The 19,474-nt window shown below is 42.5% G+C and carries 14 protein-coding genes; 7 read left to right on the top strand and 7 right to left on the bottom strand.

Annotated features, from left to right (window positions below; all coding sequences use genetic code 11):
- Positions 1-5 precede the first annotated feature (5 nt).
- A complete protein-coding gene (locus GGU45_RS13740; protein WP_435225600.1) occupies positions 6-254 on the bottom strand; it encodes a hypothetical protein in 249 nt (82 codons plus the stop codon).
- Positions 255-1,597: 1,343 nt separating this feature from the next.
- On the opposite strand from GGU45_RS13740, the gene GGU45_RS13735 reads away from it, so the two are divergent.
- From GGU45_RS13735 to GGU45_RS13710, 6 genes are all read left to right on the top strand, one after another.
- Entirely contained in the window at positions 1,598-2,422 is an 825-nt protein-coding gene (locus GGU45_RS13735; protein WP_435225599.1) for a helix-turn-helix domain-containing protein, read from the top strand.
- Between the two features lie 124 nt (positions 2,423-2,546).
- Entirely contained in the window at positions 2,547-3,365 is an 819-nt protein-coding gene (locus GGU45_RS13730) for a DUF6597 domain-containing transcriptional factor (RefSeq protein WP_435225597.1), read from the top strand.
- A gap of 65 nt (positions 3,366-3,430) precedes the next feature.
- Complete coding sequence (locus GGU45_RS13725) at positions 3,431-3,874, top strand: DUF6223 family protein (RefSeq protein WP_435225595.1); 444 nt, start codon at positions 3,431-3,433, stop codon at positions 3,872-3,874.
- Between the two features lie 121 nt (positions 3,875-3,995).
- Complete coding sequence (locus GGU45_RS13720; protein ID WP_435225593.1) at positions 3,996-5,381, top strand: TolC family protein; 1,386 nt, start codon at positions 3,996-3,998, stop codon at positions 5,379-5,381.
- A 35-nt stretch (positions 5,382-5,416) separates the two neighbouring features.
- Positions 5,417-8,563, top strand: a complete 3,147-nt coding sequence (locus tag GGU45_RS13715; protein WP_435225591.1) for an efflux RND transporter permease subunit — start codon at positions 5,417-5,419, stop codon at positions 8,561-8,563.
- The gene (locus GGU45_RS13710; protein WP_435225590.1) at positions 8,553-9,647 is read left to right on the top strand and encodes an efflux RND transporter periplasmic adaptor subunit; all 1,095 of its coding nucleotides are present in this window, start codon (positions 8,553-8,555) and stop codon (positions 9,645-9,647) included. Before GGU45_RS13715 ends, GGU45_RS13710 begins: the two co-directional genes overlap by 11 nt.
- Positions 9,648-9,658: 11 nt before the next feature.
- Here GGU45_RS13710 and GGU45_RS13705 read toward each other — a convergent pair whose 3' ends face one another.
- Genes GGU45_RS13705 through GGU45_RS13695 form a run of 3 tightly spaced genes read right to left on the bottom strand, consistent with a single transcriptional unit; the run spans position 9,659 to position 12,243 of the window.
- Positions 9,659-10,423: a hypothetical protein gene (locus GGU45_RS13705; protein WP_435225589.1), complete on the bottom strand. Its 765-nt coding sequence runs from the start codon at positions 10,421-10,423 to the stop codon at positions 9,659-9,661.
- An 18-nt stretch (positions 10,424-10,441) separates the two neighbouring features.
- Positions 10,442-11,692 (bottom strand): FecR domain-containing protein, encoded by a 1,251-nt coding sequence (locus tag GGU45_RS13700; RefSeq protein WP_435225587.1) that lies wholly within the window; start codon positions 11,690-11,692, stop codon positions 10,442-10,444.
- Positions 11,693-11,709: 17 nt separating this feature from the next.
- Entirely contained in the window at positions 11,710-12,243 is a 534-nt protein-coding gene (locus GGU45_RS13695; RefSeq protein ID WP_435225585.1) for an RNA polymerase sigma factor, read from the bottom strand.
- A 1,178-nt stretch (positions 12,244-13,421) separates the two neighbouring features.
- Here GGU45_RS13695 and GGU45_RS13690 point away from each other — a divergent pair.
- Complete coding sequence (locus GGU45_RS13690) at positions 13,422-13,676, top strand: hypothetical protein (protein ID WP_435225584.1); 255 nt, start codon at positions 13,422-13,424, stop codon at positions 13,674-13,676.
- A gap of 57 nt (positions 13,677-13,733) precedes the next feature.
- Here GGU45_RS13690 and GGU45_RS13685 read toward each other — a convergent pair whose 3' ends face one another.
- From GGU45_RS13685 to GGU45_RS13675, 3 genes are read right to left on the bottom strand one after another with little or no spacing between them, the layout of a single operon-like run.
- Complete coding sequence (locus GGU45_RS13685) at positions 13,734-15,122, bottom strand: RagB/SusD family nutrient uptake outer membrane protein (protein WP_435225582.1); 1,389 nt, start codon at positions 15,120-15,122, stop codon at positions 13,734-13,736.
- A gap of 15 nt (positions 15,123-15,137) precedes the next feature.
- Complete coding sequence (locus GGU45_RS13680) at positions 15,138-18,335, bottom strand: SusC/RagA family TonB-linked outer membrane protein (protein WP_435225580.1); 3,198 nt, start codon at positions 18,333-18,335, stop codon at positions 15,138-15,140.
- 47 nt (positions 18,336-18,382) lie between these two features.
- Complete coding sequence (locus GGU45_RS13675) at positions 18,383-18,970, bottom strand: TlpA family protein disulfide reductase (protein ID WP_435225578.1); 588 nt, start codon at positions 18,968-18,970, stop codon at positions 18,383-18,385.
- Between the last annotated feature and the right edge of the window lie 504 nt (positions 18,971-19,474).

Here is a 19,474-nt window from a genome sequence, read left to right as displayed (position 1 = left end):
CATTATTAGTCGGCAATCTCTAGCTTTGTAAATCCATCTCCATAAAAAACGCGGGCCAGATTTTCATTTCCGGTCTTATCATATTCTTCAATCCGACTCGCATCTACAATCCGCCAAAAATTTTTCAGCTTTAATTCATTATAGTCCGTTGTTTGTATAAATAGCCCTTTAATTGAAGAACGACTTTTAAATCGGATCTCGAATACGGGTCGGTTTTGTTTTTGTAGGGCTTTGTCTATTTGTTCGGATGTCATATAACAAGTATATTATTCGTGAAGGTCTACGATGTTTATAATAAAGTGATTTTGCATAATCATTGTTTGACGCTTATGCCTGACAATATGGGTTTCGTTCACCTGGCCAAAACGCATACGAATTGAAAGTTTTTTTTTAAAAGTACATGGCATCAAATTAATAGTGATCAAAACACGTGGAGCGCCGAAGAAATACCTGGCCCCCAATCCTGTTATCAGGCTTTCATATTGAAACCCAAATGTTATTTATGATTGATTTTGGTTAAACCTCGAAAATAAAAGAAGAAAGAGACGGAAATATGGGAAATAGAAAGAATGGAAATTAATTTAACTTATGCCCCTTTTATTATTGATGAAGATACGCTATTTATAATCATTTATCATAAAAATATAAATATCGGGCAGATGGCTTGTGGGTTCAAAGGGAACGCGGGTCTTTTGAAAGAATAAATATATTACATTTTGCCACGTTAAAATGCGCCATTCTATTATAGCATTGAATTCTCGTATGATCTTTAATAACATTAGATACCGTAACCAGTACGACACCTATTATTATCACAGCGACCTAAGAATATACACGAAATTGAATGATCCAGATATACTTGATATTTTCAGGTCCAATCCATTTTTATTGCTGCGAAGATTATCAAGACAATTGTCCACAAAATATCTAGGATCAAAAAGAAGACAAGTACATTTTGTACTGAAAAAATCTTTTTCATACATCAAGGTAAGCCTATTTAAAGACCTCAAGCCCTTTTTTTGATAAAAAGATAAACCAAGTTAGGTTTCCCTGTAAATGAAACCAATTTGCCACCGTGGAGCAATTAAAATAAATCACAGTTTGCACATTCCTGGTCTTACCTCCTGCAATAAACCTTTTTCTGATTTGCTTTCATTATTGCATTTTTTGTACTTGATTTATTTATTTGTTTGCTGAGCTGAAATGCTAACGTATTTGTCACCAGTAATTTTAATTTTATTCAGGTCTGTCGTTAATTTCTGCGGCTCATCATTGGTAAATTTATAATTAGCTATCCACATATTCTCCAGTAGGTGAGCACCTGAAGTAAAAGTGGATGAAAATCACCTATCCGATCCCTTCGTCGCCATCCTGAAAGCCTGGCAATTCACTCACTATTAAAAGATTTTCAACAATTTCCTCGTCAATTCGGGAAAGGCAAAATGTCACTGATTGTAAATGCGATATAATAAAGAATGGCACTCAGCTTGCCAAAGCAGCCTTGGTAATAATTTTCTCATACTCTGAAATCTATATAGACCTTCCAATCTCTGGTATATTTGAAAATTGTAATTAAATTGCTTCATTATATAAGCAAATGACCAGCAATATCAACGTCAAGGACAAAGTTCAGCCAGACAAATCCATAAAAGCCGCTCCATTTAAAAAAGAAGTGCGCGTTACCCGACCGCATAAGCACAACAGCTATTTTGAAATCATTTTCCTGACCAAAGGCAGCGGGCAACATACCATTGATTCACAAACCTATGAAGTGCAGCCGCCTATCGTTTTTTTTGTACGAAAAGAACAACTTCATTTTTGGAGCCTGGATGCAGAACCCGATGGGTATGTGCTCATCATTCGTAAGAACTTTATTGAAGTATGTCTGGACAAGGAAATAAAAACACTCCTGTATAAATTGAGCAGGCACTCTGTCATCCATTTAAAAGATCCTGATCGAATAACACAGTTATTCCATTTACTTACCCTCGAAAACCAGGAGGAAGGCCCTTTCTCGCAAATCATCACGGAAGGTCTGCTGAAAACGTTGATCGCTAAGTTGCTGCAACAGGAACCGATGACTGTTCCGCTTACTTCTTCCGGCAGCAATCTGTATAATACATTTCGTGAACTGCTTAGCCTGGATACACAACTTAAAAATAGCGTGGCACACTATGCGGAGCTGCTGAATACTTCTCCGCAAAACCTCAATGCAGCGTGCCGAAAGTATGGCAATACCGCAGCAGCAGATGTTTTAGGAGAATTCCTGATCGATGAGGCTCGGCGACTTCTAACTTATACCGACAATACCATTTCCGAAATCTCATTTCAGCTCAATTTTACTGACGCTTCCCATTTTGTTAAATATTTCAAGCGGCATACAGGCACTACACCTGCCGGGTTCAGGACCGAACACGCCTGATACCATATTATTTTCAAATATACCATCCATTGTAATATTTGTCAATCAACTTTGTTGTGCCCGTACTTCATATAAATGTCCGTTATGGACGGTAAAGAATTCTATTGATTTCAAACGGCATAAAATGAGTTATAAAATTATACATCCACCACAGCAACTTGCCAACTATGTCAGGTTTATTTGGTTCTTAGAAACGGATGTTTCAACAGACAGGCCGTTTATTCATAATGCATTTGCGCACCATTGTCCAGAAATCATTTTTTGCTACAAAGGTCAATTCAGGTACCAATTTGGCGGTAAAGAAGAACAGAAACTGATTTCGGGAGTCTACGGGCAAACACACACCTTCAGTAAAGTTGTATCTAACGCAGCTTTTGGCGTCTTTGGGTTTTATTTATATCCCTACGCCATTGCGCAGTTGTTTTTGCTGCCGGCAAGTGAGCTTACCAATCAGTCTATAGATATTAAAACGCTTTGCGGTAAAGAGGGTGAAATCCTTGAGGAGAAAATGATGCTGGCTTCAGACAACGATCAGCGGTTGACCCTGGTGTGTGATTTTTTGGAAGCACGCTTGAAAAATAGTAGAACTGACTACAATAATATTTGCTCCTCCATTAAAACAATTTCAAACGCTTACACAGAAATTTCCGTGAGATCGCTGGCGGGAACGAATTTTTTATCGCTTCGGCAATTTGAACGAAGATTTAAGGAGCTTTCCGGCTTTAGTCCTCAATTATTTTTGAGGATTGCAAAATTCAATTCATTGCTTGGAAACGCCCGTCAGGACAAATCGCTGACCGATATTGCCTATGAATATGGATACTATGATCCGGCACATTTTACGCACGATTTTCAAAAGTTTTCCAATCAAACTCCTAAAGAATATTTTAATGAGCAAACAATAGTCGCATCCGATAGAGGGACGGTTGATTTTGAACTATAGAATGTCGTTTTTATACAAATTTGCTCCATACGCTACCTTTATTTTTGCAGTAAAATAGTATTGTAATGAAAGATGTTTTAATCTCTGCCTGTTTGTTCATAGTGTTTATGTTTGGATCAACTGAGAAAGCTTTTTCGCAAACCAACCAACCGGAGGATAAAATGGAACTAACTGACAGCACAAATACAACGTCCCGAAAAGATGCAAATTATGTAAAAGGCATTACTACTCCGCGAGCTATTGCAATGACAGAATGGTTATTGGGATTAACGAGTGTGATCTTTGGTTGGCGGGCAAAAAAACAGCCAACAAAAAAACGCGCAAAAACGGCTATTGTTTTCGGCTTGTTTGCGATTATTCTTAGTATTGTTCATCTGGCTGTCACTTCCGGTGCTGTCTTCGGGTCGGGTAGCGGCAAGGCGGGTTCAATTTTGGCGCTATTGTTTGGATTGGTTGGCGTGACGCTTGGAGGGCGGACTCTCCGTTTATTTAAAACTCAAAGCCTCTAACCATTTGGTTCAGCAGTTATTTATGCTGGGCCGAGCAAGCAAATACCATACTATTTTCAAATATACCATACCGCCCTGGCCAATACGGTTTACTTTTAGCTGCACGTAACAACCCAATCGGATGATCCAAAATGTGTCGGGGCCCTTGCTTAAAAGCGGCTTTTTGTTTTTATGCTGTACTGCTTTTTTTTGCACAAAAATGCAGGCGCAGCAGTTACTCTCTTTAAAAGAAGTTCCTGCCCTTGTTGAAAAGAATGTACCGCAATTGCAGGCAGCCAGGGCCAGCGCTGCAGCCAGCCAGTCTGTCATTGATTATGAAAAAAGAGGCATTATGCCCGATCTTTCTGTGGGTTACCAGGCTGGAATGGCTACCTATAATAATATTACCGGCATGAGTTACCCCGGACTTATGATGCCGATAAGCGGGCCTCCAACTGCCAACAACCAACTCAATTTTGTGCCTGGGACTGCCGCTGCGGCATTGATCACCTGGCGACCAGTAACTTTTGGTCAACGCAATGCCGCCATCGAAAAAGCGTCAGCACAATACCATATGGCCAATGCTGGTTACAATGAACAGTTTTTCCGATACCAATATATGGCGCTTCAAGCCTACCTGGACGCAGCCTATTTTGCAAAAATCATTGCAGCACATAAAGCGAACATTACCCGCTACCAGAATAGCCTGGAGCAATCATTGATCCTTGCAAAAAACGGGTTGAAACCGGGTATTGATACCTTACAGATCCAAAGTTCCATTGCACAGGCAGAAATAGACCTGCTGCAAAGCCAAACCTTGTACAAGCAAAAATTAATAGAGCTGGGTACCCTCATCGGGCATCACGACCAGCAAAGCGCTTTAGTATTAAAAGACACTTCATTCACAAACCCGGTTGTTTTTGCAGATACAACTATGAATACGACCGCACATCCTCTTTACCAGGCGGCTGCCGCACAAAAAGAAGTAACTGCCGCTCAATTAAACGAAGTCAATAAATCATGGCGGCCAAAACTGGATATCTGGGGCAATGCCTATAGCCGGGGTTCCGGTGTAGATGCCACAGGCACTATACACAGGGTCGATGGCTTTAACTTTACGCGTACCAACCTGGGAGCGGGAGTACAGATTAGTTTTCCTATTTTACAATTTTACCAGCTGGGCGCCCGGAAGAAACAGTATGAACAATTGTTGAACGCTGATGAAGCGCGCGTAAAGCAGGTGCAGCTCGATCTTAATAAACAGGTGGCGATTGCTTTGGAGCAATACCAGACTAACATAATTGTGTTACAAAAAACGGCCTTCCGGTTACAAACAGCCCTGGACGCATTTAACAGTTTAAAGCTCAGCTACGAAACCGGTCTGGTTGATTTTACAAGGCTGGCACAGGCACAGTTTGAACTACAGCAAGCATCCATAAATCATGCAGGCGCGCTGTTATTACTGCAACGGTCATTGCTGGATGTTAGTGTGGCAAAAGGAGATCTAAACCTGTTTCTGAATCAATAAGAGGATCCATTTTTTTAAAGAAGATCAATATACGAATGAAGTTAATTACATCTGCGCTCCGGCACCCAGTAACTGTTCTTGTAGCTATTTTGGGTATTGTCTTTTTCTCATACCTGTCTATAAGAAACAGTAAGATCGATATTTTCCCTACACTGGGCCTGCCAACCGTTTATGTGGCACAGCCCTATGGGGGCTTATCGCCGGAGCAGATGGAAGGGTTCGTTACCTCTTATTACGAATACCACTTCTTATATATAACGGGCGTCAAATACGTCGATTCCAAATCCATACAGGGTGCGGCACTTATTAAAATAGAGTTTAATGAAGGTACTGATATGGCGCAGGCTATGGCCGAAGTAGTAGGTTATGTAAACCGCTCCAGGGCCTTTATGCCGCCAGGTACGGTGCCGCCGTTTATTGCCCGCTTTGATGCAGGAAGTGTTCCGGTGGGGCAATTAGTGTTCAGCTCGGAAACCCGGTCGCTGGGTGAAATTTCCGACCTGGCTCTTTTTAAAGTGCGCCCGATGTTTTCTACCTTACCCGGTGTATCAGCTCCGCCGCCATTTGGGGGAAACAATAAAACGGTCATTGTAAACATTGACCCGGATAAGATCCGCAACTACCATCTTACACCGGAACTGGTCATGCAAACACTGGCCAGCTCCAATACCATATCTCCTGCGGGTAATGTGCGCATTGGTGATAGCACCTACCTTACCCCACAGAATAGTGTTATAGAAAACCTGCAGGACCTGGAAACTACACCACTAACAAAAGGCAGCGGCGCTGCTGTTTATGTCAAAGATATTGCTACGGTAAGCATCGGCTCCGATGTTACTACCAGCTATGCACTCGTCAACGGCAAGCGTTCTGTTTATATACCTGTTACCAAGCGTGCAGATGCTTCTACCTGGGATGTGGTAAAGCTGGTAAAAGCCTCACTGCCTGATATGCAGGCGGCGATACCGGACGATATTAAAGTGTCTTATGAGTTTGACCAGTCAGGTTATGTGATCAGTGCCCTAAAAAGTCTGCTGTTTGAAGGCGGCCTGGGCGCATTGCTTACAGGGCTAATGGTATTGCTTTTCCTGGGAGACAGACGCAGTGCGCTCATTGTGGTAATGACGATACCGCTGGCACTGCTATCGTCTGCAACGCTGCTGTACCTGTTTGGTCAAACTGTCAATATTATGACATTGGGTGGTCTGGCCCTGTCAGTAGGTATCCTGGTAGATGAAGCTACGGTAACCATAGAAAATATTCACCGGCACCAGGAAATGGGCAAAAGTAAAAGACAGGCGATTGCTGATGCCTGTAGAGAAATCGCAACGCCTAAATTACTGATATTACTAAGTATCCTGTCGGTGTTTGTTCCCGCCCTGTTTATGAATGGGGTGCCAAGAGCGATGTTTATGCCGCTTTCATTAGCGGTGGGTTTTGCCATGATTGCCTCATTCCTGTTGTCACAGAGCTTTGTACCGGTGATGGGCAACTGGATGATGAAGGGCCATTTAACAATGGCCCGCTCCTCCGGCAGGTTTGATCGTATTAAGGCACGTTATCATCGTTTTATGGAACGCTTTTCCGGTAGAACAGGAATTGCAACCGCAACCTTTTCGTTACTTTCTGTTGGATTGGCGATCCTGTTTTTTATTTTTATTGGCACCGAATTATTTCCTTCGGCAGATACCGGGCAAACCCAGGTGCGTTTGCGGCTTCCAATAGGCACCCGGCTGGAACGCACAGAAGATGCCACCCGAAAACTGCTGAACCTTTCATCGCAAATTGCGGGTAAGGAAAACGTTGAGATCACCTCTGCCTTCGTGGGTACACAACCCTCCAGCTTCCCGGTAAACTATATTCACTTATGGACAGGCGGCCCCAATGAAAGTGTAACAAAGATCAAGCTGGCAAAAGGATCAATCGGTATTGAAGACTTTAAAGAACAGCTGAGGGCAAAGATGAAAAAAGAAATCCCGAATGCGGTAATTTCTTTTGAACCTGGCGATATTGCAAGCCAGGTATTGAATATGGGCACCACCAACCCTATTGAAATTGCAGTAGTGAATAAAAACCTGGACCAGGGAAAGGCAACAGCAAAAAAACTGGTGAGCCAATTAGCTGCGCTGCCTTATATGCGTGATGTACAGATAGCCACACCGCTGGATTACCCGGCTATAAAAATAGATGTAGACCGTGTAAAGGCCGGGCAGTTGGGCCTGACCACCGACCAGGTGACGCATTCCGTGGTAGCGGCCACTTCCAGTACCCGTTTTCTTTCTCCGGGTTATTGGCTGGATAAAACAACAGGTACGGCCTATATTGTACAGGTACAATACCCGGAATACCGGATGAACTCCACCTCTCAATTGGAAATGATCCCCGTAAGCGGAGGAATGGGTACCAACCATTTGCTTAATGAAGTGGCTTCCTGGAAAAAGATCAGCATGCCCGGGGAATATGATCGCCTGAACCAGCAGCGTTACATAACAGTAACCGCCAATGTGCATAACAAAGACCTGGGAAGCGCTTTTAAAGCAACTGAAAATATAGTTGAAAAAATCAGGAACGATCTGCCCAAAGGAGCCAAGGTTCTTGTAAGAGGGCAACCGGAATTATTATCTCAAACACTGGGCAACCTTCAGTTTGGATTGTTGGTGGCAGTAGTAGTGATCTTTTTACTGATGGCCGTATTCTTTCAATCGTTCAGAGTAGCAGTTGTATTGTTATCTGTAATACCCGCGGTAATTGCCGGTGCGTTGCTGTTACTGCTGCTCACCGGGCAGTCTATGAACATTCAGTCCTATATGGGAACGATCATGGCAATTGGGGTTGCTATTGCCAACGCCATATTATATATTACCAATGCAGAGTTATTGCGCAAAGAAGGAAACATACAAAACGCTTACCTGTTATCTGCAGAAACGCGTCTGAGGCCCATATTAATGACCAGTATGGCCATGATTGCCGGCATGATCCCTATGGCGCTGGGGGGTGAACAAACAGCACCGTTGGGTATAGCTGTTATTGGCGGCCTCATTACTTCCACTTTAAGCGTGTTGTTTTTCCTTCCCTATGTGTACCAATGGAGCGTTGGCAAAAAAGCTTACAAAATTCAATCGCTTGATCCGCAGGATCCTCAATTCATCACACAAAACCAGTCAAAACAAGATGTTCAATAAGTGTCTTTTATTTTCAGCCATTGTGCTGGTAGCCGCCGCCTGCAATCAAAAGAAAACAAAAACCGGCAGCAACCCGGCTGTTGCTGCGGTTACAGATACTGTACCCGTTTTTATTCTCAGCAGTACGGAGCTCAATAAATCCATTGAACTGCCCGCAGAGCTGCAACCATACGAAACCGCGGCCCTTACACCTAAAGTGGAAGGATACGTAAAGCAGATGCGCGTGGATATAGGAGATCGCGTACGCAAAGGACAGGTACTGGTGGTGTTGGATGCACCGGAATTAATGGCTCGTTCCGCAGAATTCCAGACGGCTATTTCAACTGCCCGTTCTAAATATATGGCCAGTAAGGATGTGTACGACCGCTTATATAAAGCAGCCCAAGCCAAAACAGCAGGCATTGTTGCGCCTGTGGATCTGGAGAAAAGCCGCAACCAGCAATTGGCGGATAGTGCAGCATATGAAAGCGCAAAGAGCCTGGCCCGCTCTTATCATCAGGTTGCCGGCTACCTGACCATAACGGCTCCGTTCAGCGGAATTATTACTGCCCGCACGGCTGATCCCGGAGCATTGGTAAGCCAGGCCACACCGGTATTAACCATCCAGAATACAGACGTACTGCGACTGAGGGTAGCCGTTCCGGAGCTTTATGTATCAACCGGTGCTACAACAAAAACAGTGAGCTTCCGGGTACAAAGCAATCCCAATAAAAGCTTTGCAGCAACACTGTCACGCAAAAGCGGTGCTATTGACCCTCAAAACAGAACAGAAACCTGGGAATACAGGTACCTGAATGCGGGTAACGAATTAAAGGCCGGCAGCTTTGCCTATGTGCGGCTTGATCTGGAACGCAGCCTGCCTTCCTTTGTAGTAGCACCTTCCGTCGTTGCAACGAACCAGGAGCGTAAGTTTGTAATTGTAGTGAAAAACGGAGTTGCGGAATGGGTGGATGTACGCCCGGGAATGAGCAACGAAAAAGGCATTGAGATTTTTGGTAATCTTACCAATGGAGATACTCTTGTACAGCGGGCAACAGATGAGCGCAAAGCAGGAACCAGTGCTTATTGGAAGCTGGCTAAATAGTATACTATATATTATTTCTTAGGCCGGAAGTCCTGATCGCTGAAAGGTGGTACTGTTGGAACCGTAATTACATTAAAACCATGTTTGGTTGCCTGATGGCAGGTGTTACAGGTAGCTGTAAGTACAAGGTAACTGTTTTTAAATCCATCGCTATTCTTTTGCTCAATAGCTTTGCTTACACTTTGCAGCGGTGGCTCAATCATTCCAAGGTCACTAACTTCCGGCCGGTCCGGGCAAAACTTTTTAATATCATCCACAATTTCTTTGATCTCATTAATTTCAAAGTCTGCTAACTCCCAGTTTTGCTCTTTTCCCGCAAACCAAAGCTTATCATGATGTACCTGTATGCTGCTCATAAATTCGCCCAGTCCCGGCTTATAGCTGTTGCTCAATTTTGATTGAAGACTGTCTATTTGATTTTGTAAGGCACGTGTATTGCCTGCTTGTTGCGTACAGGTTGAAAACATAATAGCGGTTGCTATCCAGAAACAATATTTCATACAGCTTTTTTGTTGAGGAACGTCCTGCTTATAAAGGTCCGATAATATGCCTAATAAATATGGTATTTTTGAAAATATTCCGGTATGCCTGAGATACAGATTGGCGTTGCGATGCGATACTTTACCCAATATTACCAATCTATTAGTGGAAATTTTCTCATTCGTCATCAGAAAGCCGCCTTTATAGACCTTTTTTAACGTTGAGTCACATTTCTTTTTATTCAGTCCGGTAATCGGGATGCCGATCAAGTCGATAGAGCACGTTTCTTCAGGCACATTCCGGCTTTCTGGCCATTATCTATTTAAAACAGCCATTTGGCCGGAAGATTTTGACTCCGGATCACAGAACGCGTATCCGTTGCTGGTTTTCCAAATATTAGCGCCGTTGTTACGTATTACAGCAATAAAATCTTTTATAGTTGCCCTGTAACAGATCACCGTACTGATCTTCTTTTTAGGCAAACAGTCGAGGCTTGTGAATTTAAACCCATACCACTGAGCCATGTCTGCTACAAAATAATCCAACTGTACATCTTTGTATACCCGCTCCGTTCTTCTCCAATTTGTTACGAGGTCAATGCCAGAAATATTATAAGTATTTATAGCAACTTTTTCCTGTGGTGATTCTTCTTTTGTGTAATGAGACAAATCATAACATTCCCTGACTATTTCCTCCCCATGTCTATTTCTTACTGTCACTTCTCCTGTTTGTACAGCAAGCAATGATCCTTTAGAATCTATACGGGTATCAAAATAACTACCCGTAGCAATGAACGTTACAGCAGGAGTCTTTATTTCCAATAGTACATCAGAGCGCTGATTACCCTCAACATAAATCTCACCCTTCTCCAATTCTATAAATTGTTTTTTTGAGTCAAACCTGTCGGGATAAATTTTTATGGAGGTCATCGCATTTAGCCGGATGCGGGTTCTATCCGGAAGCTCTACTATGTATTGCTGCATATCGTCTGTACTTATTTGCTGAACAGCTGTTGTAACACTGTCTGCTGTTACAGAGTAAGGCATTGTCTTGTATTGAACCACTCCTGGGCGCAAAAGGACTGCCATTTTCCCATAACGTCTCAACATGCCTTTGTAATTGCTATCTATAACAAAGCGCTGAGTGTTGTCCAACTGAAATGTACAATAAAAATCTTTAGTCGGAATATCTCCCTTTTTTGTATCGGCACATAATATATTATTAGGACTATTCTGCTCACGAAGGGTATTGAGAATATTTATTGCAATAAAGACCAATATGCAGGCCGCTGCCCAAATAGCAACGCGAAGCACGATTATCTTTTGTTTTACAGTTTCTTCTTGTCTTCCTTTGCGTATAATAGCTTCGGCAATTGCTTCACTATCTACTTTTCCTTCCAACACTTTTGCCGGTAGCTCCGGTTGTATTTCCTCAATAAAAGAAACTATTTCATCATCATCATACAAATCCCACATTATCCGCAAGGTAGCTTCCTCATTGGTCGTGGCGAGGCCTTCCATATGCTTTTTGAGCAGGCGTTTAAATAAAATTGATGGTTCTGCCATTGTTCATTTTTTAATAATTAAAACAACAATAGGTGCAAATAATTACTTATAATTTTCTGTATCGATTTTCTGGAGTTAGCCAATTCATTCCTGATGGTGTTAGTTGACCGCCCCAATGCCGCAGCAATCTCTTTAACAGGCCAGCCTTCCACGGTCCTCAAAACATATACCTTCTTTTCCGCTGGAGGTAGCTGATCAATTGCTGAAGCCATAATGTTTTTCATTTCCTTTGAATCCATTTCCTCTTCCGGCGACTGTTCATTTACTGTTTCTACCACTTCTTCTAATGAATCGGATAAATGTGCAAACTCCTTCCGGAAACGATCGACGGCCTTATTATTTGCCACTTTATGAAGCCAAGTGTGAGGGTATTTCATAAAACCCACTTTTAGCCGTTGTTTCCATAATTCCAGGAATACGTCCATTAGTACTTCCTCCGCCCAGTAGCGGTTGCGTAGTATCCTGAAAACGCGGGTCAATAACTCATGCCAGTATTTCTTTACAATCTGGTCAAGGGCGCTTTCATCTCCCAAAGCAAGACGTTTAAACATTTTGAAAAAGGTTTAGTTACCAGGCATACCGGTAATGATCAAAATTGTTTAGTAGTGGAGAGTAAACAGTAGTCTAAAAAAAGTTTTGCTTCAATTGGTACATTTACTCCCTTTTATACGATTATATATATAGAAGGTTATTTTTAAAAAGGAGGTAAATCACAGCACTACTAAGATACTAAATATTAAAACCAATTGCATCACATTTAATAGAAAACAGGTAAAAAAAAATACAGATTACCTGCCTGGAATTTGTGTTGTTATCCGCTTCAGGCCCAATGACATTGCGATTGCTGGGGATGACTCCCGGATTTATTTAAAGACTATTTTCAGATCGTCATCTTCAGCAATTTAGCCAGACCCAATAGTGGAGCGCATAGGGCATATTAAAAGGGTTATTCCGAAACGAGTGTTTTCGGCTTTTTTCATCGTTGTATAGGAAATAAATGATAATTGTGGCTGATGAAAATTAGCTAAAGGGCTACTTATAGATCGGCTGGCAACCATTTGCCTTTGAGGGGTAAAAGTTAAAAATAAAGAGTATGAATTTCGTTTTTGATATTGATCCTTCCGAGCGTATTTCAAAGCGATGTAGCGAAACTGGGAAAATCATCCATTCAGACAGGACGGAAGCCATTGTGGCCCTTTCTAAATTGAAACACGCATCCCGCCGAAAAGATGAGACAGGTAAACGCATTAAGCACAGAGCTCTGAAACCCGGTGGTAAAAGAATATACTATTGTTCATTTTGCTGTGGCTACCACCTAACAAGCTGGACCTGGTGGCCATTTGGTACCAAAATTTATTTAACCAGACAACAAAAAAGAATAAAATATGAGACAATGTTTACCATATAAATCACAACGCCTGTTTTACCAAAACAAAAAAGATCATACTGGTCGGGCAGGCTTTTTATCGGCAAAGGGTATGCCGTGCTGAAACACTGCATACCCTCTTTAAACCTGTAAAACAGGTCACCCGTTTTACAAAAGACATATATTAAGTATTATAAATTTACGAAAATGACTTCAATAAAGAGTCGCAAGACTATAAATTTCGCTTTTTCAATTGGAGCACTGCTTTTTACAATTATAGCAACATTTGCTTTTACTTCGGCAGGCTCTAAGAATGAAAAAAAGTTCGCAGGATATTATAGATTTACACTAAATAACCCTGCAATGTCCAATACTGCCGGCTATGTCAGTAATGTAAACAACTGGTCTACAGATCTGGTGGAGGTTAATGAAGATGACCTTCAATGCTCTTCTGGGAATTACCAGGCTTGTGAAATTATTGCACCAGTGGCAGATGTGGATGCCAGCCACAAGTTAAAAGGCACTATTACCGAAAAAGCTGGCAGCAGCAGCTTCCGTGTCATTAACTCCTATACTCCCAGCACGGGAACTGCAAGTTACAATAACAGGACTCCATGACGGCGTTAAAGGTAACAAGAGGCAGCACCAATACCTCTTGTTACCTTTTTATCATTTCTATTGCGGGTTCTGCTCAATTCCGGAAATAGTTACAATATCTGTTGGCAGTGGCAACGCAAAATAATTGGCATTAGCATTTAGCGTATATGTTTGATTCTTCACCATCCTTTTCAGGGAAATATTTGCTCCCATGCTATTGTACCGCTTTATATCAGCCCATCTCAACCCCCTGTATAACAACTCTTTTCTCCGTTCTTCTAAAATGCGGTTAAGCGTTCGGGTTTGATCTATATCCATTTCCGGTGTATAAGAACCTGCGCTCATTCTCTTTTGCAGTAATTTATTAAGCTGCTCCCATGCTCTGGAAATATTACCAGTTCTTGCGTAACACTCGGCGCTGATCAAATACATTTCTGCTGTTGTAATACCTGTAAAGTTTATAAAAAGATTTTGGGAATAGCTTCCTTTAAACTTATAATATCCATCTTTAGCAGCAAAGAAGGCTTTTTTTCGCAAATCATCATTACTATAGCTATTAAAAAGAATGGTGTCTATTAATGCCCTGGAGGGATCGTGAGCAGTAATATTGCCGTTCATATCGGTATAAAAGATGGTTTCCTTATTGTATTTCTTAAATATGGCAGAGCCGGCAGACAGGCTTGCTCTTATGTCGCAGGTAGAACAAGGCATCATATTATAATCTATCAGCGAATCCTTAATGGCAAGGGAACGGTCCGCATATTGCAAAGCGCTGTCGAACCGGTTCATTAATAAATAGGTTCTTGCCAGCAATCCATAAGCAGCAGCTTTCGATGGCCGAAGTACATGAGCAGGCAAATCGGGCAATTCCAGTAACGCGCTTTTCAGGTCATTAACAATAAAGTTATAACAGTCCTCCACACTGGATCTGAATGATGCAACATTAAAATCAGAGCTTTGCCTCAGCACAATACCCAAATCCGTTTTAGCCGATTGTGCATTGTACGCCTTGGAATAGGCCATCAATAACTCTAAAAAGTAATAAGCCCGGTAAAACAAAGCAGAACCATGTACATTTTTCCAAAGAAACTGGTTGTTTTCATTTAGCTTTTCTTTCTGCGTAATTTCAAGGCAATAATTAGCTGTGTATACCGGCAGATAACAATAGCCCCAATCATTGGGGTCATTATATACATAGTGTTGCCATACATAGCCTTCCTGTATATAAGAAGGTACGGCATTATAGGCCTCGGAAGGCAAAAAATAGTCATCTGCCGCAGTCTCTATGCTGGAGGGCGTTGTGCTAATATTCATTTTTGAACTATAATCCAGTAAAGCCTGCGCATCCTCAAGAGTCGTTGGGGTTGTTTGGGTAAGGTTTGGTTTTTGATCCAGGTATTTTTTGCACGCCTGTCCAAATAAACAAATAAGGATCATGCAGGCTAGTATATACTTTGTTTTCATCATAAAAGCATTTGAAGGTTATTGTAATCTTATACCTAATGTATATTGCTTAGGAGGGGCAAATCCTCCGGGATAATCCGGATCAATACCCTGCCTGTTTAACCGCCATAAAATGCCCAGGTTGGCCAGGTTGCCATAGAAAGCAATCTGGCTAAATGGTCCCCTGGTCACTTTCAGCGGAAGCTCGTAAGTGATGTTGATGTATTGGAGTCGGATATGATCAGCCTTTAAAACATGCAATTCAGAATTGCTGTAAAAGCTGCTCCTGTAATCAAATTGGGGATAATCCATGTACACCAGTCCGGGAACATTTGTACGCCTTTCATCGCCCGGTTGTTGCCAGCGATTTGCGTATTCTTCATTCCCAACACCGTTTAAAAACAGTGAACTATAGTCCAGTGCATTTTTTCTAAAATAGTACCCAAGTTTGTACGCGATGTTAATAGAAACAGAGAACCGTTTCCAGGAAAAATCATTGATCAGGTTTCCGAAATATAAAGGATTAGCCGGCCCTATGTAGACTACCGAAGAACTGGAAATTCCTTTGATATTGGCCGCTGATATTATATTTTCGTAATCTGTGCTAAGGGTATCATTCAAATAACCGCGTGGGTCACCACTGCTGTTTAGCCCACTCCATCTGTATGCGGCAATAGCATATAAGGGTTTGCCTTTAACGGGAAAAATGGTATTGCCTCCGCCCAATAAGCCAACGCCGCTTTCCGCTTCAGAAGTATAATAGGCAGTTGTTTTATCCGAAGCGTAGTTAAACAGCAGGTTGGTATTCCAGCTAAATACCCCATTTATGTTGGTGCTTCGTAAATCTATTGACAAACCATGCCCCCTCATTGCAGCCACATTCCTGGTAATAACATTGGAACCGCCCCAGGCCGTATAATCATAGTTTGTTTGCCCGTAAAGATCTGTTCCTTTTTTCCAATAAAAATCAACGGTACCATTAAGCCTGCTATTGAAAGTTGCGAATTCTGCACCCAGGTTCAACTGCCTTACTTTTTCCCATCGCAGACTGGGATTATTAATAGTAGTTATGTAGGTGTATGGAAAAGGCAGGTTGGTACTGCCTCCATTACCATAAGCGGCTATCGGCAAGGCGGTTTTTGTTAAATCCACATTTCCGCTATAGCCGTAAGACGCGCGCAGACGCAGGTGTTGAAAAACGGGTTTATCAAAAAAGGGTTCGTCGGTAACATTCCAACCAGCTCCCACAGACCACAAGGGCTTCCATTTATCGTTGGTGTTCAAACCAAAAATATTGGCGGCATCCTTACGTGCACTGCCGGAAAGGCTGTAGCGTCCCTTGTAAGTATAAGAGGCATTCGCATACAGTGCCACAAAACGATTGATGGTTCCGGTTAAGCCCAGGTTACCCGTTGGTACAGATTGTGCATTACCTGTTATATAATTGGTATAAGTAGGGGTATAATCCACACTGGTATTATAATACAATGGATCTTCATTATAGCCGTAAAGCCGGTGTCCGTCACTGCTGGTTTTTATTTGTCGCAGTTCTGCCCCAATTATGGAGGACAACGCATGGGATCCCAGGTTTTTCCTAAAATTTAGCTGCCCGCGGGCACTATAGGTTTGCAGCTGACCATTGCTAAGGTCTGCAATTGCCCCTGCCGGTAAAGGCGATTTGCCGGTACTGGGCTGAAACAGCTGGTTGTACAGGTTGCGGGTATAATAGCTAAGCGTATCGGCCAGTGCAAAGCCATCCGTACGTTGCCGGCTGTATTGGTACAACAGATCCAGGTTCAGGTATTCTGCAAGTTTGTAGTTAATACCCACATTGGCCAGTAACTCTTCCAACTGATTTTTTCGCCGGGCATGCTGATAGTCCGTTGCGGGGTAATAAAACCAATTGCGCAGTAAGCCGCCACCGGCGGTATCTAAATAGGTCAGCCGTATATTTTTAGCTACGGGTAATTGGTTACCCAGGGCATCCGAAAATTTTAAATAGGGAACAGAAAGCGTCTGATTCAGTTTTATAGATCCATAAGAATAATCATCCGAAGCCTGGTTGGTATTTGTGTTGGTGTAATAAACCCCCAGTTTTACCTGGAGGTTTTTAACCGGCCGGTACACGTTGTCTATACGCAGGTTCAGTTTTCTGCTGGCATTATCCACTATGTTTTGATCGTTATAAATCTGATCATAGTTGCCAGCAATGATCCAGCCATAATTAGTGCCGCCTCCGATAAGGTTTAGGGCATGCTGCTGAATATAAACCGGCCGGTTTATAAAACGGTTATATTCCGCCCTTGTATCCGTTTGCGCCAGTTCACCAATCAGCTTCGCAGAATCAGCTACGGAAATCAATCCGTTCTTTCGTTTAATAAAAACCTCGACAGCGTCTGTGAGAGCAGGATAGCTGCTGTTATTAATCATATCATTATAATATCCCTTGTTAAAAAGAAACTGCTCCACACCAATATAATCCCGCGTTGATATTTGGGGAATGGCATAAACATCCACCGCGTTTTTACGTATGAGGTTACTGTTAAAAGAAACGCGGAGTGGCTGATTAAACCTGCCTTTTTTCAGCGTAATAACAATAACACCGTTACCGGCTCTTGGTCCCCATATGGATGTGGCCGCAGCATCCTTGAGTACAGATATGGATTCCACATCATTAGGGTTAATGTTATTAATATCTCCCTCAAAAGGGAAATTGTCCACAACAATTAAAGGATCCAAGGGGCCATTGATGGTTCCCATGCCATTAATGCGAATGCCTGTATTGTTTTGCGGGTTACCGTTAGAGTTGTTTTTTCCGGTAACGAATGTAAGCCCCGGAACCATACCATTCAAACGATCCAGTATATTGGTGCCCACTTGCTGGTTTAGCCGTTTATTGTCTACTACAAAGACGGAACCATTAATTTCATTGGGTTTTACCTGCTGAAAACCGGTGTTGACCAACACTTCTTCTATTTCTTTTATGCTGGGTTGTAATTGAACTGCGAGGTTTAGCGTATTATTATCAATAACGATCTTTTGTGTTTGGTAACCGCTATAAGAAATTACCAATGTATCCGGCAAATGGCCTGTTCCTAACCTGAAATACCCTCTGGTGCCGGATTGCGTGGCTGTTCCGGCATGTACTAATTGAACAGTAGCCCCTGGCAGCACTTTTTTCGTTGCGGAGTCTGTTATATTTCCTGTTACGTAGACTGGGGAAGCTTTTTGAGCCATAAGAATTGCGGTACAGCCCAAGAATGCTATTAATAAGGTAAGCTGTTTCATTGCGCATTAGTTGTTGGTTGGGGAAGGAAATCGTTTTTTAACGGAAGCGGGGGACTTTGCCCTTTTAGCAAGGCGTTTATATTTTGCTCAGTGAGCTCTTCTGAACCGGTGATAGCCGCTACCGTGCCCTCGGGGCTGATCCATACATAATGCGGAATACTTCTATGGGGGAACATTTTTTTAAACAGCGAGCTACTGTCTGCTACAACAAGAGGAGAAAAGGTTTTTCCATTTGCCTGCTGCCACTGACGGAGCAAGGCTGCAATTTTTTCCGGGGTATCTTTGGTGCGCTTCGTACAATTAACGGAAATAATCTGCAACTTAGCCGCATAGCGTTGTTGCAGGGAATCCAGTGCTGAAAGCTTGTACACGCACCCACCGCACCAGGCGGCCCAAAAATCCAGTATCACCAGCTTCCCTTTAAAGTCTGACAACCGGATCGTTTTGGCCGGATGGTTATATAAATTGGAGAAGATTATATCCGGTACGGTATCTTTTATCGTTAAGGGTTTTATGACATTTTCCTGGGCTGCCACGTACAGGCATAAAATGGCCCCTACGCTTGCCAGCATAAATTTTTTCATAATGAATCATCGTTAAGTAATGCAATATTGTTTGGGAAACGGGTGGGCATGGGTATAGGTGTAGCATCGAAAAAAAGGTGTTTGCCCAAAAAATGCCGGAGAGGCAGGGCCGATGCTTAAATGAGAACCGGCCCGCCACCCGGCAAATGATTACTCCGGATTACGCGGGTGACTGGCGTACCGGAAATTATATTGGGCCGGATAAACATCTTCTAAGTGACGTATTCCTAACCCGGCAAAAAAAATAATATAGCTGATTCTCGCTTTCATTTACGTAGAAGCGAGTCTTGTTGAAAAAGAAAAGGTGTGAGTTCCACCTCCCTGATGCAACATAAAGTTTCTGAGGCCTTACGCTACCAGATCAACAGCAGAACCCACACCTATTCTTACGAATACGTCAAAAATAACGCATCCTTCAGAATAATTTGTGGGTTTTAGTCTACTGTCCTGTGAGCGGCCTCAGAGTGTTGCCACAAGACTCGTCGGAATTACCCTAATTATTTA

Source organism: Niabella hirudinis (assembly GCF_051201075.1).
GTDB lineage: Bacteria > Bacteroidota > Bacteroidia > Chitinophagales > Chitinophagaceae > Niabella > Niabella hirudinis.
The sequence above is the reverse complement of the archived record's forward strand: the minus strand, read 5'-3'. Positions and strand labels throughout refer to the sequence as shown.